We start from the raw sequence: 21,470 nt of genomic DNA, 5'->3' as shown, positions 1-21,470 counted from the left end.
CCCGCCCAGGGCGAGCTCGTGAGCCCATTTTTTGACTTATCGCCGCGTTCATCGCGGACGGCCAATGAGCGCATCCAACATTGCGCCTGGAACTGAACGAGACTGCAAATGGACCTTTATCGACACTATATCGCCGGGCGCTGGGTCGAGTCCGCCAAAACGCTGGACGTGATCAATCCCTCCGATGGCACGAAGATGGCCGAGATATCTCGTGGCGGAGCGCCGGAGATCGACGCTGCGGTTGCCGCAGCTCGAACCGCTCGCAAGGGAGCATGGGGAAAAATGGACGCGGTTTCACGCGGCCGTCTCCTCCTCAGAATGGCCGACCTCATTCGCCGCGACGCCGAGAAGCTTGCCAAATTGGAGAGCGATGACGTCGGCAAACCGATGACTGTCGCACTCGCTGACGTAGCGGTCTGTGCGCGCTACTTCGAGTATTATGGCGCTGCCGCCGACAAGGTGCATGGTGAGACCATCCCGTTTCAGACTGGTTTCACCGTCCTGACTTTCTATGAACCGCACGGCGTGACGGCGCATATCGTGCCCTGGAATTACCCGCTGCAGATGACCGGCCGGTCGGTGGCGCCCTCGCTCGCCATGGGCAACGCGATTGTTCTTAAACCTGCCGAGGACACCTCCCTCTCGGCGCTTGCGCTGGCAAGACTTGCGGAGGAGGCAGGCTTTCCGCCGGGTGTGTTCAACGTCGTCACAGGCCTTGGTGAAGAAGCTGGCGCGGCGCTGTCGGTCCATCCAGGTATTGGGCACATCAGCTTCACCGGCTCTCGTGAGGTCGGCCGGCTGGTCCAGACCGCGGCCGCCAGGAACACGATCCCGGTCACGCTCGAACTGGGTGGAAAATCACCGCAGGTCGTCTTCTCGGATGCGCCTCTGGAAGACGCGGGTGCCACGATCGTCAAAGGCATCGTGCACAATTCAGGTCAGACCTGCAGTGCCGGCTCGCGCGTCTTGATCCAGGACGACATCTACGATGAATTCACAAGCCAGCTCGCCAAGCGGTTCAAGGCGCTTCGGGTCGGCTCCGCGAGCCAGGACCTCGATCTCGGCCCTGTCGTCAATGCCGCGCAGCGGGACCGGATCGAGAGCTATCTGGATACGGCTCGACGGGACAAGTTGCAGATTCTGGCGGAAGGCTCGTTCGGCACGAACCTCCCTGCGGGCGGCTACTACGTCAAACCGACGCTGATCGGCAATGTCCCTGCAGATCATGCGCTGGCGCAGGAAGAGATCTTCGGTCCGGTGCTGGTCGCGTTGCGCTTCAGTGAGGAGGAGGACGCGCTGCGTATCGCAAACGATACTCCGTACGGGCTCGTTGCCGGCGTGTGGACATCCGATCTTGGCCGTTCGATGCGCCTGTCGCGCAGCATCGAAGCAGGCCAGGTATTCGTGAACATTTATGGCGCCGGCGGTGGCGTTGAACTGCCGTTTGGCGGTGTGAAAGGATCGGGTTTTGGTCGGGAGAAGGGATTTGAGGCGCTGTACGGTTTTGGTGTTCTGAAAACCGTGACGATCCGCCATGGTCTCTAACAGCCGCAAGCTGTGTCGAGTGCGGGTGAATCATTCACCCGGCCCGCTGTGTTCGATTCGTTCGTCGTCAGTGTCTTTCCTCCCTCGACGAACGCCAACTGGCCGCCCCTTTAGGGGGCGGCCACTTTTCCTTTTCCAGACTGAGCCTTCTGGATGGGCTTCAGATCCAGTTCGATGAGATGACTGACGATGAGTAGATCAATCTATGGCGGTCCCGTCTTCGAGATGGCAAGGCAGCAGTTCGAGCAGGTTGCCAATCATCTGCAGATTCCGGAAATGGACAGGGATCGACTGCTTTATCCGAAGCGCGCAATCGCCGTGTCCTGTCCCATTCACCGCGACGACGGTCGAACGGAAGTCTTTCAGGGTTACCGGGTGCAGCATCACCTGACGCTTGGGCCGACGAAGGGCGGCACCCGGTTCGCTCCATCGGTGGATGTCGGCGAGGTCGCAGCATTGGCAGTCTGGATGAGCTGGAAGTGCGCTCTCGCGGGGCTTCCCTATGGCGGAGCAAAGGGAGGCATCACCGTCGATCCCTACACTCTGTCGCTACGCGAACTCGAAGCGCTATCACGCCGCTACATGCAGGAGATGATACCCTTCGTCGGGCCGCACACCGATGTCATGGCGCCGGACATGGGCACGAATGAGCAGGTCATGGCCTGGTTCATGGACACCTATTCCATGTACCAGGGCCAGACCGTCAATGAGATCGTTACCGGAAAGCCGGTGTCGGCAGGAGGCACGCTTGGCCGACGCGAGGCGACCGGCCGCGGGGTCGCCTATCTCGTCGCTCGGGCCCTTGATCATCTTGGGATCGCTGCGGGCAGCGCGACCGCTATCGTCCAGGGTTTCGGTAACGTCGGGTCAGTGACCGCATATTCCCTTGCGGAGAAAGGCGTGAAAATTATCGGTGTCAGCGATCACACCGCCGCGTACCATGATCCAGCCGGACTGGACGTGGCGGAGCTCCAACGACACGTGGCCAGGAGAGGCCAGCTTGCGGGGTTTTCGACGCAGAGCACGATAGAGCCTTCGGAGCTGCTGTTGCGAAAGTGCGATGTGCTCGTCCCGGCTGCGATGGAGCAGGTTATTACGGGCCAGAATGCCTCCGAGCTGAAATGCCGCATTCTGGCCGAAGGCGCCAATGGTCCGACGACGCCCGAAGCGGATGCCATCCTTGATCAACGACGCGACGAGATCTTTGTGTTGCCCGATATTCTCTGCAACGCGGGCGGGGTCATCGTCAGCTATTTCGAATGGGTGCAGGATCTGCAGCGCCTGTTCTGGGAGGAGGCCGAAGTGTTCGACCGCCTCTACCGGATTCTCGAGCGCTCCTTTCAGCAAGTGATTGCCCGCGCCAAGCGCGACGGCATTTCTCATCGCTTGGCAGCGATGGCAATCGGCGTAAGTGTTGTGCAATCGGCCAAGCGTACCAGAGGCCTTTTTCCGTAATGACTGTTGTTCCGACCCATAGCACCGAAACGGAGAGACCAATGCTTGTTGCCCCCTGGCGCATCGGAATCGACATCGGAGGCACCTTTACCGATGTCGTGGCAATAGATGCCAATGGTCAGATTGAGGTTCTGAAATCGCCTTCCAGGCCGGACGATCCGACCGCTGGCGTGATGGCGGCACTTGAGGGGCTCGCGCGACGTATTGGGCTCGCCACGAAGGAGCTGCTTGGCGGCTGCTCGATGCTCGTGCATGGCTCGACGATTGCGACGAACACCGTGCTCGAGGGCAAGGGCGCCAAAGTCGGGCTTCTCACCACCAAAGGATTTCGCGACACGCTTGAAATCCGACGCGGTATCCGCGAAGAGCCCTGGAACCATCGTCCGTCGTTTCCCAAAGTGCTCGTGCCACGCCGCTGGCGCCTGCCAGTAGGGGGACGGCTCGACAAGGATGGGCAAGAGCTCACGGCCCTGGATGAAAATGACGTCAAGGCGGGATCGGCGGCATTCAAGGCTGCGGGCCTCGATTGTGTCGCAGTGTCCTTCCTGCATAGCTATGCCAACGGCGCGCAGGAGCGTCGGGCCATGGAGATCCTTTCGGCGGACTGGGATCCGGACGCGATTTTTTGCTCCCACGAGATCTCGCCATATGCTGGCGAATATGGTCGTACGTCCTCGACTGTCCTTGCCGCCTACGTCTCAAGACGTGTCGTTCCATACCTGCGGTCTTTGGAAGGCATTTTGCGGCAGAACGGTCTGTTCGGTCCGCTGCTCCTCATTCAAAGCAACGGGGGTATCGCATCCGTAGACGAAATCGCGCGCAATCCCGCCTGCCTCCTTCTTTCCGGACCTGCGGCACAAGTTGGTGCGCTGAGACATGTTGCGGCGACAGCGGGAACCGACAATCTGATCTCTTTGGAAATGGGAGGGACGAGCTGCGACCTCGCCTTGATGGAAAGGGGGCGCGTCCATTCGACCGACCGGATCGATATCGCGGGATACCTCGCCCTTGTGCCGAGTGTAGACATTCATTCTGTGAGCGCGGGCGGCGGCAGTATTGCCCGGCTGGATGCTGGCGGAATGGTTACGCTCGGGCCCGATGGCGCCGGATCGATACCAGGCCCGGTCTGCTATCGGCGCGGCGGGCAGAACCCGACCAACACGGACGCCCAGCTCGTCCTCGGCCGTCTTGCCCCAGGACCGTTCGCCGGCGGCACGCTCGATCTTGACGATCAGGCGGCCCGGCAGTCGCTGCAGCGTGTCTATGGCGATACTATCGGCCTTGCACCCGAAGCGGCCGCTCTCGGCGTTGTCGAGCTGATGGACCAGAACTTGCGCCATGCCGTGGAGCATGTGAGTGCGGAGCGCGGTTTCGACCTTCGCGACTTTACGCTTGTCGCTGTTGGTGGTGCCGGCGCCTTGCACGCAAGTTCGGTCGGCCGAAGCCTCGGCTGCTCGACGGTTTACATCCCGCGGCTCGCCGGCGTCTTCTGCGCGTTCGGTATGCTCAATTCCGACGTACGGCTCGACGAGGTCCGAACGATCCGCCGCCCCTTCAATCAGCAGGCCCTCCAGGAGCTGGAGCGGGTTGCGCACCAGCTGGAAATCGGGCTGCGCGCACGTCTCATGGCGTACGGCGAGGCGGGCAGTCATCCGCGTTTCACCCGCTACATCGATCTCAATTACCTGGATCAGCAGTCTCAGCTCTCTATTGAATGGGCGGATGACAGTATCGACAACATCGTCTCGACCTACGAGGAGCGTTACAGCCTCCTGTATGGGCACGCTCACAAGCATTCACCGATCATGACGTGCGCGCTACGTGTCAGCGGGGCTCGCCAGTTTCCGGGCGTTTCGGTCCAGAAAATGGCAGTTGCTGAGTACGGTCCGCCGCCTTCTGGCCAGCGTCGCGTCTACGTTAGCCGGGACATCGGAGCTGTAGACGCAAACGTCTACGAAGGCTCGGATCTGCGGCCAGGCGCACATCTTATTGGACCTGCAGTCATCAACGATATGACCACCACCGTGTTCGTCGGAAAGGATGACAGGTTGGAAGTGGACGCGACGAACAACTTCGTTGTTCGGCTGGCTGTTCCGGCTCAAGGAGGCAAGGCATGAGGACAATCGATCCAATCAGCTTGGCACTTGGCCAGAAGCAACTCGATCACATCTGTCGCACCATGGGCTGGGTGATGGCGCGAACCGCGCGAAGCCCGATCTTCAGCCAGTCGCACGACTTCTCGTGCTTCATCGGAAGCAGATCTGGGCAGGTCGTGTCCCAAGCCGACGGTATTCCGATTCATACCGGAGGAGGTGGGATTGCGCTGACGCGGCTTCTGGAGACTTTCGAGGGCCGCATCAGCCCCGGCGATTGTTTCCTGGCGAACGATCCTTATGTCGCCGGCGGCAATCATCTGCCTGATTTCACGGTCATGCGACCAGTCTTCCTGGACGACGCACTCATTGCCTTCACCTGCAATCGTGCCCATCAGTCCGATATCGGCGGCGGCGCGGCCGGGACCTACAATCCGAAGGCGGAGGAGATTTTTCACGAAGGCCTGCGCATACCCGTCATAAAGCTGGTCTCGCGAGGAGAGATCCAGGATGATCTTTGGCGCCTCATCCTTCTGAACTCGAGAACTCCCGACCTTCTCGACGGCGACCTCCGTGCCATGCTGGGCTCCACCGAAATCGGCGCCAAGCGCGTTCAGGACATGGCGAGGCCCATGGGAGGCGAGGGGCTGAGCCAGTTGTTTGCGTCGCTGCTCGACTGGGCAGAGGAAAGCTTCCTGGCGGCGATCCGCAAGCTGAAGCCAGGAACATACCTCGGCGAGGACTTTTTCGATCACGACTGCTTCGAGCCCATCGAGGCACGCATCAAGGCTGCCGTCACCATTGGCACGGACGGACTTCTGGTCGACTTCGCGGGCACGAGCCCCCAGATGCGCGGCTTCAAGAACAGTTCACTGGCGAATACACGATCAGCCGTGCTTTTTGGGCTGATCTCGTTTCTCGGCGCACACATCCCGCGTAATGATGGCGTCTTCCGCCGCGTTCGCGTCGAGGCCCCTGAGGGATCGCTCGTCAACGCGAAGCCGCCAGCTCCGGTCACCTCCGCGACCACTTATCCAGCCCATCAGATTATACATGCGATCTGGCAGGCATTGAGCCCAACGGCTCCCGAATTGAGCTGCGCAGGCTGGAGCCGGATCTCCCACTGCAATACGTCCGGGACGGATGGCAGCGGAAGATACTACGTTGCATATCAGTGGTTGGCGCAACCGGGAGCCGGCGCCGTCAAAGGCCGAGACGGATTCAATGTCATGGGGCAGATCACTACGCTCGGCGGTCTCGCATTGCCCGATGTTGAAGACTTCGAAACAAGCTATCCCTTCCTTGTCGAGCGTCAGGAGTTTGTCACCGATGGTGGTGGGCCGGGCCGCTACCGGGGCGGCACTGGTGCGGTAGCAACCGTCCAAGTGCAGTACCCCGCAGAGTACTCATTCCGCGGCGAAGGCAACGGCAATCCGACGTCCTTCGGCGTCCTGGGTGGACATGCAGCGGGCATTGGGAGCTGTTCAATCGAGTTCGAGAATGGTTCGTCTTACGCGCCACCGCGCTTCGGGGTCGAAAAGCTTCTCCCCTTGACACTCACGATCAGGGCCGCGGGCGGTGGCGGCTTCGGATCACCATATCTGCGGCCTGCGGAAGAGGTCCTCAACGACGTTCTCGATGGAATGGTCAGCCGTGAAATGGCGGAGGCGGACTACGGAGTTGTTCTGACCGGTAAAGATCTGCAAATCGATGAAGAAGCAACGCGCGTGCGGCGTGAGCAGCTCAAGAAGGGCGAAATCGGAGCATAACCAAAGCGTGCTCTGAAAGGCTCGACCGCGCAAAACCCTACATTTGGAGGCCCATGTGCACGACTTGAGCGACATCAGCAAGTCAGCCCTGCTTACACGTCCCGATCTGCATGAAGCGACGGAGGGTGAGTTCAAAGGCTGGCGCACCTGGACGTTCGATAGTTTCTTGAACCAGAACGGACCGTTTTGGCATCGTGTGGACGCGGATCGAACGGTACATTGTGCTTTCCGCGTGCAGAAGAAACACCTCAATGGCCACGGGAACGTTCATGGCGGATGCTTCATGGCTTTCGTGGACTATTGCGTATTTGCCATCGCAGGCCTCGTGTTGGAGGGGCCCGGGGTTACGGTCTCCCTGTCCAGCGAATTCCTCGACGCGGCGCACGAGAATGAGCTGATCGAGGCCACAGGCCAGGTTACCCGCGCCGGCGGTTCGCTGATATTTGTCCGAGGTGAACTGAAGTCCGGCAAACGGCTGCTGCTGACGTTTTCCGGCACCATCAAACGAGTGAGGCGGAAGCCCAGCACGTGAGCGCTATCGGACCACCTCAATACCAGAGCGTCGAACGGCTCGCCAGATAGGCCTTCAGCATCCGCTTCCCGCATGGCCGTTCTCCTGAGATCGTCGTGAAGCTTGGTGCGCATCCCGGGAGAAGCAATTCCGGCCGGCTTCTTCGAAGTGCCGCACCTTGCCGCGCCCCAACTATCCCTTCCTGGCGCTCGGATCTGCCCTCGTATGCGCAACTGTTGCGAACACAATCGAGCAAGTTGAAGTTAGTTGACGGGCGGGGCCGCCGGCCTCGTCTCGCACGACCGCTAGCGGACGGGTCGCGCTTCAGGGTGCCGCAGTCGACGTTCGGCCCCCCAAACTGCTGCGCTATTTGTACGCCATAGGTTTGGCAAGAATGGCTAGGCGCTCGCCGACGCGGATCTCTTCAAGGTCTTCGTTAACGGCGGAAACATACAATCCATGTTGACAATTCGTGGATCAGATGTTCCAATTTCACGTATGTTTGGACGTTGTGGGCTGTCGGACTTGCTGAGGAAAACGGGAGGAAATTCCATGCGCACATCTGTCGCTACCCTGCTCGTCGCGCTGCCGCTTGCGATCGGTGCTGCACGAGCGGAGGACACTGTCAGAATCGGCTTAATCGATGGGCTATCTGGCGGCGGCGCCGCTGGCGCAGAGGTTGTACTCAAGCAGTTTAAGTTTCTCGCAGACGAACTCAGCGCCAAGGGCGGCCTTTTGGGCAAGAAGGTGGAAGTCATCCCGTTCGACGGTAAGACGAATCCGCAGGAGAGTCTGATTCAGGCGCAGAAGGCAATCGATGGCGGGATTCGGATTCTGACCCATGGCGGCGGCTCGTCGGTCGCCGGCGCCCTGACAGATTTTGTGACCAAGTACAACGAGCGCAACCCCGACCACGAAGTGCTATATCTCAACTGGGGCGCAGTCGATCCGGTGCTCACCAACGAGAAGTGCAGTTTTTGGCATTTCCGGTTCGATGCCAACTCAGACGTCCGGATGGAGGCCCTCACCAACTACATAAAGACAGCGCCGCAGGTGAAGAAGATCTATCTGATCAACCAGGACTATTCGTTTGGCGAATCGGTACGAACTCAGGCCCGTAAGATGCTTGCAGCGAAGAGGCCCGACGTTCAGATCGTCGGAGACGAGTTGCACCCGCTTTTGAAAGTCACCGATTTCGCTCCTTATGTCGCCAAGATCAAGGCGTCGGGCGCCGACAGCGTCATCACCGGAGACTGGGGTCAAGATTTCGCGCTACTGCTCAAGGCCGCAGCCGACGCTGGCCTCAAAGCCAACTGGTACACCTACTATGCCAGCAACATTGGCGGCCCGACCGCGATCAAGCAGGCCGGGCTCGACCATCAGGTCTTTCAGATCTCGGAAGGCGTACCGAATCTGGGTGCTCCCGGTCTGGCTGAGTTCGAGAAGGCATTCCGCGCCAGGTATGGCGTCAGCGCCTATCCGCGTGCGGTCATTAGCGACGAGATGATGATGCTCAAGCTCGCAGTCGAGCAGACAAAGTCGCTCGAGCCGATCAAAATAGCCAAAGCGCTTGAGGGCATGCCGTACGAAGTGCTGGATGGCGGTAACGGTTTCATGCGGAAGGACGATCACCAGTTCTTCAGGCCGATGTACATTTCCTCGTTCGGCGAGCGAAGCGAGAAGGAACCGTTCGACGAGGAGAAGACCGGATGGGGCTGGCGTCAATTGGGAAAGATTGACACGCAGCAGACCATTCTGCCCACCACTTGCAAGATGGAACGCCCCTGAGCCGGTCCGACGTCTCCCTTGACGACGCGGGACTAGGGGGCGGTGAAGGCACTTCAAACAAGTGCACGCGACGGCCTGTTGCGTGCGCAGCGCAATAATTGACGTACTGCAAGGAGGCGCATGTCTGAGTTGATCTTCACGTCCACGCTCAATGGAATCCTGTTTGGTATGCTGCTGTTCCTGATGGCGAGCGGCCTGACCGTCATCTACAGCATGTTGGGCGTACTCAATTTCGCCCATGCCGGGTTCTACATGCTCGGTGCCTTCTTCGGCTATCAGCTCAGTCGCTGGTTCGGATTCTGGCCGGCACTGCTGATCGCGCCGCTGGCCGCGGGTACGCTCGGCGCAGCGGTCGAGCACTACGGCCTGCGCAATGTGCACCGGAACGGCCACGCCGCCGAGCTGCTGTTCACCTTCGGCTTAGCCTATGTCATCCAGGAAACCGTGCAGGTGATCTGGGGCAAGGCGCCGGTGGATTACCGGGTGCCAGAGTTGCTCGACTTCCCGGCCTTCACGGTCTTCTCCACCAACTACCCCGCCTACAAGGTATTCATGCTGGCCATGGCATTGGTGATTTTCGCGGTGTTGCTGCTCGGCATCAAGCGCACCCGGATCGGTATGATCGTGCAAGCCGCACTGACCCACCCACAGATGGTCGCCCATCTCGGCCACAATGTGGGGCAGATCTTCATGCTGGTGTTTGGGCTCGGCACCGCGCTCGCTGCAGTCGCCGGTGTAATCGCCGGTCCGGCTTTGGTGACCCAGTCCGACATGGCGGCGCTGCTCGGCCCGATCCTCTTCGTGGTGATTGTGGTAGGCGGGCTCGGTTCGTTACCTGGCGCCCTCATCGCCTCGCTTCTGATCGGCTTGCTGCAGACGTTTGCTGTCGCGATCAACACCTCATTGGGCAGTCTGTTTGGCTCGCTCGATCCGGCACACGCGCCCTCGCTTTTGACGGACATCTGGAACGTCAGCATCGCTCAGATTGCCCCCGTGCTGCCCTACCTGCTGCTGGTGCTGATCCTGATCTTCCGCCCGATGGGCCTGTTGGGAACGCGCGCAACATGACCATTGTCACCCCGCTCCCGCTTAGAGCGTCTTCGACACGACGCGATGCACTGCGATTCTATGGAACCTGGTTGGCGGTCATCCTCGTGATACTGATTCTGCCGCGGGTGTTCTCGTCCGGCGGCTCGCTAACGACTTTCAGCCTGGCCGGCATCTCCATCATCTTTGCGCTATCCTACAACATCCTGCTCGGCCAGACCGGCCTGCTGTCGTTTGGTCACGCGGTCTATTACGGACTCGGCGGCTTTCTCGCCGTTCACGCCATCAATTTCCTGGGGGCGGCGAAATGGCCGGTGCCGTTGCCGGTCGTGCCGCTAATTGGCGGCTTCGCCGGCCTTGCGTTCGCGCTTCTGTTGGGCTGGGTATCTACCCGTCGCGGTGGCACCGCCTTCGCCATGATCTCGCTGGGGGTTGGCGAGTTGGTCGCCTCGTCGACCTTGATTTTGCGCAGTTTCTTCGGCGGCGAGGCTGGCATTACCACCAATCGCACCAAGCTGTTGCACTCATTCGGCTTCTCGTTCGGACTGCAAATCCAGATTTATTATCTTGTGGCGGCTTGGACGATCATCGCACTGGTCGCGATGTACGCGCTGACCCGCACACCATTTGGAAGGATGTGCAATGCGGTACGAGACAACCCGGAGCGTGTGCAGTTCATCGGCTTCGATCCCCATGTCATCCGCTTCATTGCATTCACGTTTGCCGGCTTTTTCGCTGGCAGCGCTGGTGCCTTGTCAGCGATCAACTTCGAAATCGCCAATTCCGCGTACCTCGGCGCTCAGCAGTCGGGGTTAGCACTATTCGCCGCCTATATCGGCGGGATCGGCGTCTTCATCGGGCCAATCGTTGGCGCGATCTTCATCACCTATCTCTCGCTGGTGCTGAGCGATCTGAGTTCCGTATGGCAGCTTTATTTCGGACTGATCTTCATCGCCGTGGTGGCGTTCGCTCCAGAAGGCATCGCGGGGCTGCTGCTGCGGCACCGGCCGATCTGGCGCGCCGGCGAGATCATGCGCGTGCTGCGTGCCTATCTGGTTGCGGCGCCGCCCACAGCGATGATGCTGACGGGCCTGGTGCTTGGCGTCGAGATTGTGGCGCGCCACGCGGTTGACAGCCGCGACAATCCGATGATGCACCTGTTCGGCCTCAGCATGGACACCAGCGGGCCGTTGAGCTGGGCGATCGCGGCAGTGCTGACGCTCGGCGGTTTCGCAATCGCCCGCGTCACCTGGACCGGCGTCGCTCGCGCCTGGGACGACGCCATGACAGCCGCCCGCGCCGAAGGGTATCTCACATGACGTCCTCCTTGCCGCTGGCTATCGAAGCGCGCGAGGTGTGCAAGAGCTTTGGCCGCCTTGAGATCATCCGCGGGCTCAACTTGAGCGTCGCCGCTGGCGAGCGCCACGCCATCATCGGCCCGAACGGCGCCGGCAAGTCGACAACCTTCAACCTGATCAGCGGCTACATGGCGCCTACCTCTGGCGAGGTTCTGCTCAACGGCCGAGTAATCTCCGGGTTGCCGCCGTTCCAGATTAACCGCCGTGGATTGTCCCGCAGCTTCCAGGTGACCAACGTGTTCGCGCGCATGAGCGTGTGGGAGAACGTGCGTTGTGCGCTGTTGTGGGCCGCTGGTCACCGCTATTCCTTCTGGAAGAATGTCGATCGCCTGGGCGATGTGCGTGAGCGTACCGAAAAGATCCTCGAGGACGTTGGGCTTGTTGGACGTGCCCAGGCGCCGGCGGGACTTCTCACCTATGCCGAACAGCGCGCACTCGAAATCGGTATCACCACAGCCGCCGGCGCGAAGGTCATCCTGCTGGACGAACCGACAGCGGGTATGAGCCACGCCGAGACCGAACGTGCGGTGGCCTTGATCCGCCGCCTCACTGAAGGCCGAACTCTCTTGATCGTCGAGCATGATATGAGCGTGGTGTTCGGCCTTGCCGATCGCATATCGGTGCTGGTCTACGGCCAGATCATCGCCTCGGGCACGCCGGATGAGATCCGCAACAACGCCCGGGTTCAGGAAGCCTATCTCGGCGTGGAGGTGGCGTGATGCTCGAGGTTAAGAAACTGCACGCCTACTACGGCAAAAGCCACATTCTTCAGGGCGTCGACATGCAGGTCCGCTCTGGCGAGGTGGTTAGCCTTCTCGGCCGCAATGGGGTGGGCCGCTCAACAACGGTCAAGGCGATTATGGGGGAGGTCGTGCCGCACGGCTCGATCCGCTTCAAAGGCATCGAGATCGCCGGCCTGCCGAGCTATCGCATTGCAAGGCTCGGGCTCGGATATGTACCGGAGAATCGCGACATCTTTCCAACGCTCACCGTGCGCCAGAACCTCCTGATGGGCGTCAAGGGGCCGCGCAAGCCTTGCCGTTGGAGCCTCGCGGACATGCTGGACATGTTTCCCAATCTCAAGTGCCGCGCCGACACCCCGGCGGGCGTGCTCTCCGGCGGCGAGAAGCAAATGCTGACGATCTGCCGCACCCTGATGGGTGACCCAGAACTCGTCATGATCGACGAACCGACCGAGGGACTCGCGCCGCTGATTGTGCAGCAGGTCGGGGATCTGATCGCCGCCATCGCCAGGCGCGGCTTGGCGATCCTGCTGGTCGAGCAAAAGCTCTCGATCGCCCTTCGCATTTCAGATCGGCTCTATGTGATGGGTCACGGACGCATGGTGTTCGAAGGAACTCCGGCCGACCTCAAAGCCAACGCTACAATCCGGAAGGAATGGCTGGAGGTGTAGCAGGGAATGAGGCAGCAGCAACGTGCCTGAAGAACCAGTTCTACACTGGGGTGTGATCACCAAGAAGAGTTCTCGCCGGCCGACTGACTTGACGCAGCTGTCCGTGAAGAACCAACAATGCCTCGATGTGGAATCGGAAGGAGCAACGAACGTGCATTAGGACTTGCCGGGATCGCGGTTGCGAAGAGGGTTTCCTTGCAAATCTGATATTCTGTGGTCGCAAGAGGGTTCGACGAGGGGACGATGCGACGCATGGAACGGCGGGACAGCGGACAGGCCGATCTTCTGCGCTTGCGGCTAGACGCGATCATAGACACGAACCATGCGCTGGTGAAGCTGGCGCGGACGATCGACTGGTCCTTCTTGAGGAGCGGTTCGGGGCCGTCTACGGGGATAAGCCGGGTCGGCCGCCGCTGCCGATGCGCCTGATGGCGGGGCTCTCGATCCTGAAGCACACCTTCGACCTCTCCGACGAGGTGTTGTGCGAGCGCTGGCTGGAGAAGCCCTATTACCAGTTCTTCTGCGGCGAGGAGTTCTTCCAGCATCGCCTGGTGTTTGACCGCTCCTCACTGACGCGCTGGCGCCAGCGCATGGGCGGGAAGAAGCTGCAAGCGTTGCTGCAGGAGAGCCTCTCGGTCGCCACCAAGACCGAGGCGATCAAGCCTTCCGACCTCAATCATGTCATGATCGACATCACGGTGCAGCCCAAGAACGTCATGTTCCCGACCGACGCCGGCAATGTCGACTTGCTCAATGAGTTCGCGCTCGGCCGTATGCTGTCATGGGCGCGACGGCTGCTTGATCAAAAGCAGCACCAGCGTGGTCCGAAGGTCTACTCGCTGCATGCGCCGGAGCTCGAATGCATCGTAAGGGCAAGGCGCACCGGCCTTACGAGTTCGGGGTCAAGGTCTCGGTCGCCACCACGGCGGCGCACGCCCGCGGCGGTCAGTTCGTCGCCCATGTGAAGGCGCTGCCCGGCACCCCCTATGACGGCGATACGCTCAAAACCGTGATCCCGGACATGGAAGCGCTAATCGGCAACGTCATCGAGCGCATGTTGCTCGACAAAGGCTACCGCGGTCACCATGCCCCGCCCGAGTATAAGTTCAGGGTGTTCATCTCAGGCCAGAAGCGGCGGCTAACTCTACAGATCAAGCGCGAGCTGCGCCGGCGCTCCGCTGTTGAGCCGGTCATCGGCCATCTCAAATCCGAACACCGGATGGGCCGCAACTACCTCTCGCACCGCCAGGACGGCGCCATCAACGCCGTCCTCGCCGCGGCCGGCTACAACTTGTACAATGCGCATCTCGAGCGAAGCTCGGGCAGCGGGCCCATTCTTCCGCGAGGTCATATCAAGTTGTAGCGCGGATCACCGCCACCTCGGAGTATCAGGGTTCAGCGGTTGCTTCGCCAAGCCCTAATTGATGTTTCCTGTCTCGCGTTCATGCTACTGGGCGTAACTTAATCCCTGCGGGCGTTTCGACTGTCGTTGTCAGGCGCCAGAACGCGATGAGCAATTTACGCGTTCTACTGGGCGACCGCGAATGGTTTGAATTTACTCAAGCGGGCACGAATGGCCGCAACCGCCGCCAACGCCAAGACCGTAAAGGTGGTGAGCAGGGTTGCGATTACGGTAATGGTCGGATCTACCTCGATCTTCAACTGATTGAACATCATCTTCGGCACCGTCTGGTACGTGCCGCCGATGAAAGACGTCACGATCACTTCGTCGAAGCTGCCCATGAAAGCGAATATCCATGACGTCAATAGGCTGGGCGCCAGGACAGGCAGAACGACCTTACGCAGCGTAAGGAACCATGATGCCCCGAGGCTCCATGCCACCTGCTCGATACGTAGATCGAACTCTTCGATAGCGACTCCGAGCACCATCACGCAGAGCGGCGCGTTGAGTATCGCGTGCGCCAAGACAAGCCCAATGAAGCTGCCAAGCAGGCCGACTTTAGCGAGCCCGATATAGAGGGCGACGGCGATGATGATCGTGGGCGCGAAAAGGGGCGCAAGGAAGTTTCCCTCTGCCCAGCCACGGCCCCCAATAGAGCTGCGGCGCAGCCCGTAGGCCGCAAGACCGCCTAAGCCAAGCGCAACGATCGACGAGATCAGCGCCAAAACCGCCGACGTTCGCATCGCATCCATCCAGCGCGTATCGCCGAAGAATGCCTCATACCAGCGCAGTGACAGGTCGGATGGAGGAAAGGTCAGCACCGACTCCGAGGAGAATGACATCGGAATGACGATGGCTAGCGGCGCCGTAAGAAACAGAAGGCCAGCAATTCCGATCGCTGCCAGGATGCTCCGCGCCCACAAAGAACTACCGATCATGCATTCCTCTTCATGCCTATTTTGCCGATACCTTTTGATCCACACGACGGTAGGCTGCGAAGATGAGCAGCATAACGACCAGAAGTATTGTCGAGATGGCCGACGCCTGTGCCCAATTCGGAAACTGGTTTATCAGCATGTCGAGTACATTGGCGATCATGGAGACACGGCCGCCGCCGAGGATGGCGGGCGTAATGTAGAAGCCGAGGCAGAACATGAAGACCAGCAATGCGCAGGCGGCCAGCGTCGGCATCGTCAACGGGAAGTAGATCTTCCAGAATATCATTCGCGGCGGGGCGCCCAGCGACGCCGCCGCCCGCAGTAGTCGGTCGTCAATGCGAACCATGGCTGCGTACAGAGGCAGCACCAGTAATGGCAGCAGCACGGCGGTCATGCCGATGGTCACGCCAATCGCGTTGTAAAGGAATTGCACCGGAGTGTGGGTAAGCCCCAGCCATTGCAGCGTGCGGTTGACGAGGCCATCATTGCCCAGAATGACGATCCAGGCATAGGTCCTCACTAGAACGCTAACCCAGAACGGCAGCACGACTAGAGCGATCACGATGATTTTGGCGCGACCGCTCAGACTTCGCATCCAGTGTGCCAACGGATAGCCGATCGCGACGTTTGCAAAGGTGACAATCACGGAGATGCCCAAGGTGTTGGCCAGCACGCGCAGATAGATCGGCGCTTCCAAGAGACTCTCGTAGGACTGGAAAGTGAAACCCTTCGTATTGTCCCAGAAGGCCAAGCTCAGCATGTATCCGATCGGGGCATCGAAGGCGACGACGATCAGCACCAGCAAGGGGATCAGGAAGCCAAAGCCTGATGTGATGAATCCCGAGCCGCAAGAGCGGCTCGTGGCCAACTCACCTTCATTCTTATGCGGAGGAGGCGCCATTTCATGCGCGGAGGAACGGGAAATGTTCGCATATGACTCATTGAGCGTATCGGATTGTGAATCGGCCAGCACCTATTCCAGCCTTTCCCTAAGAAGAGGAGAGTTGATCTCGTTCACAGGCTAAGCTTGAATTGCTGCCATTCTTTATTCACGGCTTCGCCGTTGTCGGCCCACCATTGAGAATTTTCGAGCCATTGAACCATTTTGTTTTGCTTGCTATTTGCGAATTTCCAGAGTTGGTCCTTGGGGAGATACTGTTCGAGGTCGACGGAGGCGCCGAGGGTAGTGTGGATCTCCGCGTACTTCGCCTCGTTCTCCGGGAGTGTCATCTCATGCAACAGCTTGTATGCCGCAGCCCGATCCTCGAGCTTGGAATTCTTGACAATGCAGGCGTAGGCTATATCGAGCTTGCCACCAGCCCAGGTCATGCCCAAGGCCGAATCGCCAACTACTCTGGTCGCAAAGCAGATGCCGTACTGTACCTCGTTGTCCCGCAAGAGCTGCGCCCCTTGTGGAACCGTGGTCGACCACACAGAGACGTTGTTCTTAAACTCGCGAAGCTTCTTGAAACCGGCGTCAACGTCGAGAGGGTATAGCTTCTCGACCGCAACGCCGGTCGCCAAAACGGCGAATGGCAGGCAATAGTGGGGCATATCAATCAGAACACGCTTGCCCGGGAATGCCGTTGCGTCGAAGAAGTCGGCCCAGCTCTTGAGTTCCTTCATGCCGGCGCGCCAAGCCATGACAGTTGAGAAGTACTGGTGGCCTAGGCCGTACTCCTTCTTGGCTTCCGGAAAGATCGGCGCAGGATTGACAGCCGCCCAGTCGATGGGCTCGAGCAACTCGAGGCGCTGCGCGATCAACATGTTGACCGAACTCATGCCGGTAGACAATACGACATCGGTCTGTCGGGCCTCGACCAGCGCGCGCAGTCTGCCCAGCGAGTTGGGGCTCTCCTGCACTACCTTGATCCCGGTCTTTTTGGTGAAAGGTGTGATGAAGCCTGCTTCCCACGCCTTCGAGGAGATGCCTCCGTCCTCGAGGATGCGAATTTCCTTGATTTCGGCACGTGCGGGGCGCGTGCCCAAAAAGCTGACTGCCGGCAGCCCGACGGCAGCCGCGCCCACAAAACGACGACGATTGATCATCTTCATCCCTCCGATATGAACTATGCCACCGGCCAGACGTCGCCGGGGTCCCACGAAACAACCACACGTTCGTCCTTTGCGAAGTTCGAACCGAGGAACGGCACTGCAGCCACCAAGGGCTCTCCTTCTTCCACCGCCAGATAATAGCGCACCATCTGGCCTAGATAGATCGCCTCGACGACCCGCGCAGCTTTGCCCTCGCCGTTCGCCGCGAGGCGTATGCGCTCGGGGCGCACTACGCCACTGCGGCCATCCTGCAGTCCGATGAAATTGGCGATGCCCAGAAATTCCGCAACGAAGCGGTTGGCGGGCTTCAGATAGGATTCGGCCGGCGTCGCCACCTGCTGCGTGCGTCCGTTGCCGAGCACCATGATGCGATCGGAAAGCGACAGCGCCTCCTCCTGATCGTGCGTCACCAGGATGGTGGTGACACCGAGGGTGCGCTGGAGTTGCTTCAGCTCGATCTGCAACTCCTCGCGCAGCTTGCGGTCGAGCGCGCCCAGCGGCTCGTCGAGGAGCAGGATGTCCGGTTTGAAAACGAACGCACGCGCCAGCGCCACGCGCTGTTGCTGTCCGCCCGATAGCTGCGAGGGACGTCGATCGCCCAATCCCTCCAGCCTCACCAACTTCAAAGCCTCGAGTGCACGGTCGCGTGCGAGTGAGCCGTTGATGCCGCGCACGCCCAGGGGGAACATCACGTTATTCAGCGCCGTCATCTGCGGGAACAAGGCGTACGACTGAAATACCAATCCGATGTTGCGAGTTTGCGGCGGGGCGTCGGTGACATCGCGACCGCCGATGAATATCCGGCCAGCAGTAGGCTGGTTGAGGCCCGCGATCAGCGACAACAGGGAGGTCTTGCCCGACCCGCTTGGTCCAAGGATCGTGACGAACTCGCCTTGCGAAACCTCGAGATCGACGTTGTCCACGGCAGCGAAGTTACCGTAGCGCTTGGACACGCCCTCGAGACGGATATTCGACATCTAAGACCTCGCTTTGATGGAGTGCCTGACGCAGCGTAGTTGAAGTGCAACGTCGCGTGGCTGAACTCGCGTTCGTTGTACCTGTCACGAAAACGGCGCTGGCGACGGACGAGCCGATGCCGAACGCCATAGGCGTCAATCGCCTTGCACGCCGGGACTAGGCTTTCATGCGGGATTGGCATGTTGTGGAACGGGTTGATTTCGACCCGACTGGCTAACGAGTCCGCACTTGCCATTCAGGGTCGGTGAGAAACCGGTAGTGATTGAGCGCAACATCGCCAACGCCCCACCAGACAAGGGATCGATGCAACGATCTTGGCCTTATCTTTTTCCCGCGCGGGACCGCCCGCGAGTGGCAATCTGAGCAGCATGGTTTCGCCGAACTTGCCCATGGGGTCTCCTCTACCTTCGTTGAGCGCGCGTTCTCCGGCCCTTGTGCAAGACAAAATCATGTGATCCAATGTATGTCAATGTGGATTGTATGATCCAACGAGCGAGTTTGGGATCGAAGCGGGGGAAAAACACAATGGCGAGGATCTGGGCTTCAATCTCGATCCCAACCACCTCGTCGGCAGGCTCTCCCGGACGCATCAACAAATGGTTGAGATCGCGAAGGCGCTGCTCGTCGAGCCTAGAATCCTAATCCTCGATGAGCCGACCGCATCGCTCACCGAGCGGGAGGCCGGGTGGCTCTTCGAACTGGTGGCGACGCTCAAGGCTCGTGGCGTCGGGATCATCTATGTCTCGCATGGGATGCAGGAAATACGCGCCCTGGCCGATCGGCGTCACCGTCCTGCGGATGGGCAACTTGTCCGCACGCTGGAGGCGGCCGGAGCATGGGACAGCGACCTCGTCGAACTGGTGACAGGCCGCAAGATTGACGGGCTGTTTCCGAAGTTCGATCAGCAGTTAGGGCGAGTTGCCATGGAGGTCGCGGGCTTGTCGACCTGGAGGTGCGGTCCGCGACGTAAACTTCGCAGCCCGGTTCGGTTCAAGATCACGGGCATCGCCGGCCTGATCGGCTGCGGGAAATCAAAACCGGTGCGCGCCATCTACGGACCTGAGGACATTGAGCGCGGTGCCATCCGGCGTCAGGACCAATCCCCGTCGACGCTCTCACCGAGACAGAGGCGGCGCCGCTGCGTCGCTGACTCCCCCGCCAACCGTGTGACGGCGGACGGCTGCTCGAGGCGGGCGCCGCGATCGTGCGGGTGTCCTCCGAACTGGCGGAGATGCTGGCGCTATCGCGCAACAGCGGACGGTGCTGGGTCGCTACTATACGCCATCGGCGGTAATGCGGAGGCGCCAGCCGTTTCTGACGCAAACGCCCGGGTCGAGAGCCTATGGAACCATATAATCCATCTTGACAAATAATGGATCACATGATCCGAATGGACGTACGGTGGACTGGTCACAAGGCCGAAGATTTGGAGCGCGCGTGCAATCAGAGTTTGATTACATCGTGGTGGGCTCGGGTTCGGGCGGGAGCGTCGTGGCCTCCAGGTTGTCCGAGGATCCGAACTTGTCGGTGCTTCTCGTGGAGGCCGGTGGGTCAGACAAGTCTCTCAAGATCGCCATGCCAGGCCTCGCCAGTTCGCTCTTTGGGGATCCGAAATATGACTGGTGCTTCACTGCAGAGTCTGACCAGACGCGGGCGGGACAGCGCGACTACATGCCGCGCGGAAAAGTTCTCGGGGGGACGAGCGCGATTAACGCAATGTGCTTTCTCCGCGGCAGCATCGAAGATTTCGATGATTGGGCTTCACTCGGCAACGAGGACTGGGATTACCGGAGTGTTCTCCCCTATTTTCGTAAGTTGGAAAGTTATGAGGGTGGGGAAAACGTGACGCGCGGCAATACTGGCCCGCAGCCGGTGTCCTTCTTGAGGTCCGCCCATCCGATGTCAAAGATATTTCTGGACGCATCCGTCCGTCATGGAGCTAAGCACATACCCGATCTCAACAGCGGAGAGTACGAAGGAGCTGGCTTTCCTCAGGTCTCGCAGCTCAAAGGCTCGCGATATAGCGCGGCGCGCTCATACGTCTGGCCCGCGACCAAACGTCGAAATTTTCGGCTGCTCTTGCAGACGCAGGTTCGACGAGTGCTGTTCGAGAATCGCAGGGCAACTGGCGTCGAAGTTATCAGAGGTGGTCGTCGCACCATTTTCAAGGCCCGCAAAGGAGTTGTGCTGAGCGGTGGAGTCTTCGGCTCGCCGCACATTCTTATGCTCTCAGGCATCGGACCTGCCGAGCAATTGAGGCGCGTAGGTATTGATGTTCTGGTTGACGCCCCTGGGGTAGGCAGAAATTTACAGGATCATGCTGGCACGCGTCACGTGGTTCGAGTCGATACCCGGACGCTCAACATGATAATCGGGCCGATGGAGAAGTTGGCGGCCGGATTGCGTTGGCTTTTTCTTGGGCAGGGGCCAGCAGCAAGCTCCATGACCCAAGTCGTCCTGACTCGAAAGCTGGATTCCGGAAACCAGCTTTCCCGTTTTCAAGTCCTGTTCACGCCCGGCGCCTATGACCTTGGCCCAAATGGTCCCCGATTTTTGGATCGGCCTGCGGTCACGGCGATCGTAAACGTTCATCGTCCATATTCTTCCGGCCATCTCGAATTGGCCTCGGCTGATGCGCGCGAGCCGCTTAAGATTCATCCGAATCTCTTTGCCGACGAGCGCGACGCTGACACTCTCGTTGCGGGCCATAAAATCTTGAGAGAGATCTTCGACACGGAGCCGCTTCGGGCCCGCGCAATAGAAGAGCTGAGACCTGGCGTGTCACTTCAAAGCGACGATGCCCTGAAGGCTTTCGTCAAAGAGACGGCAAAGGGAATCTTTCACCCTGCCGGAACCTGCAAGATGGGGACTGATCCTTTCGCCGTGGTCGGAAGTAGGCTGTCCGTGTACGGTGTACAAAATCTTTACGTGGCCGATGCGTCCGTTATGCCTTTCGTCGTCAGTGCGAACTTAAGCGCAACCTGCATGATGATTGGAGAAAGGCTAGCTGAATGGCTGAAGGCTGCTTGAAGTGGACATGGCAAGCCAAACCCCGCGGCCAAAGTGCCGCGCCACACTCCTGCATCGCTTTGTCTGCAGGAGCTAGTACTCGTACCG

16 protein-coding genes and 1 pseudogene are annotated in these 21,470 nt (G+C 59.9%); 13 read left to right on the top strand and 4 right to left on the bottom strand.

Annotated features, from left to right (window positions below):
• Positions 1–108: 108 nt before the first annotated feature.
• The 11 genes and pseudogenes from JJE66_RS07160 to JJE66_RS07110 form a co-directional block, all read left to right on the top strand.
• Positions 109–1,545, top strand: a complete 1,437-nt coding sequence (locus tag JJE66_RS07160) for an aldehyde dehydrogenase family protein (protein WP_200513433.1) — start codon at positions 109–111, stop codon at positions 1,543–1,545.
• Between the two features lie 189 nt (positions 1,546–1,734).
• Positions 1,735–3,000 (top strand): Glu/Leu/Phe/Val dehydrogenase, encoded by a 1,266-nt coding sequence (locus JJE66_RS07155; protein ID WP_200513431.1) that lies wholly within the window; start codon positions 1,735–1,737, stop codon positions 2,998–3,000.
• Positions 3,001–3,041: 41 nt separating this feature from the next.
• Positions 3,042–5,117, top strand: a complete 2,076-nt coding sequence (locus tag JJE66_RS07150; RefSeq protein WP_200513430.1) for a hydantoinase/oxoprolinase family protein — start codon at positions 3,042–3,044, stop codon at positions 5,115–5,117.
• Positions 5,114–6,862: a hydantoinase B/oxoprolinase family protein gene (locus JJE66_RS07145; RefSeq protein WP_200513428.1), complete on the top strand. Its 1,749-nt coding sequence runs from the start codon at positions 5,114–5,116 to the stop codon at positions 6,860–6,862. Before JJE66_RS07150 ends, JJE66_RS07145 begins: the two co-directional genes overlap by 4 nt.
• 64 nt (positions 6,863–6,926) lie before the next feature.
• Positions 6,927–7,394 (top strand): PaaI family thioesterase, encoded by a 468-nt coding sequence (locus tag JJE66_RS07140; RefSeq protein WP_200513426.1) that lies wholly within the window; start codon positions 6,927–6,929, stop codon positions 7,392–7,394.
• Positions 7,395–7,925: 531 nt separating this feature from the next.
• The gene (locus JJE66_RS07135) at positions 7,926–9,161 is read left to right on the top strand and encodes a branched-chain amino acid ABC transporter substrate-binding protein (protein WP_200513424.1); all 1,236 of its coding nucleotides are present in this window, start codon (positions 7,926–7,928) and stop codon (positions 9,159–9,161) included.
• 120 nt (positions 9,162–9,281) lie between these two features.
• On the top strand, positions 9,282–10,229 hold the full coding sequence (locus JJE66_RS07130; RefSeq protein WP_200513422.1) for a branched-chain amino acid ABC transporter permease: 948 nt from the start codon (positions 9,282–9,284) through the stop codon (positions 10,227–10,229).
• Positions 10,226–11,527, top strand: a complete 1,302-nt coding sequence (locus tag JJE66_RS07125) for a branched-chain amino acid ABC transporter permease (RefSeq protein ID WP_200513420.1) — start codon at positions 10,226–10,228, stop codon at positions 11,525–11,527. The genes JJE66_RS07130 and JJE66_RS07125 overlap by 4 nt, the downstream gene beginning before the upstream one ends.
• Before the next feature lie 8 nt (positions 11,528–11,535).
• Positions 11,536–12,285: an ABC transporter ATP-binding protein gene (locus JJE66_RS07120; RefSeq protein ID WP_200515288.1), complete on the top strand. Its 750-nt coding sequence runs from the start codon at positions 11,536–11,538 to the stop codon at positions 12,283–12,285.
• Entirely contained in the window at positions 12,285–12,980 is a 696-nt protein-coding gene (locus tag JJE66_RS07115) for an ABC transporter ATP-binding protein (RefSeq protein WP_200513419.1), read from the top strand. The genes JJE66_RS07120 and JJE66_RS07115 overlap by 1 nt, the downstream gene beginning before the upstream one ends.
• 243 nt (positions 12,981–13,223) lie before the next feature.
• A pseudogene (locus JJE66_RS07110) lies at positions 13,224–14,271 on the top strand (transposase); the annotation flags it as partial.
• A 236-nt stretch (positions 14,272–14,507) separates the two neighbouring features.
• Here the strand turns inward: JJE66_RS07110 and JJE66_RS07105 are convergent.
• From JJE66_RS07105 to JJE66_RS07090, 4 genes are read right to left on the bottom strand one after another with little or no spacing between them, the layout of a single operon-like run.
• Positions 14,508–15,320, bottom strand: a complete 813-nt coding sequence (locus JJE66_RS07105) for an ABC transporter permease (RefSeq protein WP_200513418.1) — start codon at positions 15,318–15,320, stop codon at positions 14,508–14,510.
• A 16-nt stretch (positions 15,321–15,336) separates the two neighbouring features.
• Complete coding sequence (locus JJE66_RS07100) at positions 15,337–16,293, bottom strand: ABC transporter permease (RefSeq protein ID WP_200513417.1); 957 nt, start codon at positions 16,291–16,293, stop codon at positions 15,337–15,339.
• Positions 16,294–16,334: 41 nt separating this feature from the next.
• Complete coding sequence (locus JJE66_RS07095) at positions 16,335–17,369, bottom strand: extracellular solute-binding protein (protein ID WP_200513416.1); 1,035 nt, start codon at positions 17,367–17,369, stop codon at positions 16,335–16,337.
• A 20-nt stretch (positions 17,370–17,389) separates the two neighbouring features.
• Positions 17,390–18,352: an ABC transporter ATP-binding protein gene (locus JJE66_RS07090; RefSeq protein ID WP_200513415.1), complete on the bottom strand. Its 963-nt coding sequence runs from the start codon at positions 18,350–18,352 to the stop codon at positions 17,390–17,392.
• A 477-nt stretch (positions 18,353–18,829) separates the two neighbouring features.
• On the opposite strand from JJE66_RS07090, the gene JJE66_RS07085 reads away from it, so the two are divergent.
• Positions 18,830–19,726 (top strand): ATP-binding cassette domain-containing protein, encoded by an 897-nt coding sequence (locus JJE66_RS07085; RefSeq protein ID WP_200513414.1) that lies wholly within the window; start codon positions 18,830–18,832, stop codon positions 19,724–19,726.
• Positions 19,727–19,754: 28 nt separating this feature from the next.
• The gene (locus JJE66_RS07080) at positions 19,755–21,383 is read left to right on the top strand and encodes a GMC family oxidoreductase N-terminal domain-containing protein (protein WP_311979831.1); all 1,629 of its coding nucleotides are present in this window, start codon (positions 19,755–19,757) and stop codon (positions 21,381–21,383) included.
• Positions 21,384–21,470 lie beyond the last annotated feature (87 nt).

The organism is Bradyrhizobium diazoefficiens (assembly GCF_016612535.1).
Taxonomy (GTDB): domain Bacteria; phylum Pseudomonadota; class Alphaproteobacteria; order Rhizobiales; family Xanthobacteraceae; genus Bradyrhizobium; species Bradyrhizobium diazoefficiens_C.
The sequence above is the reverse complement of the archived record's forward strand: the minus strand, read 5'-3'. Positions and strand labels throughout refer to the sequence as shown.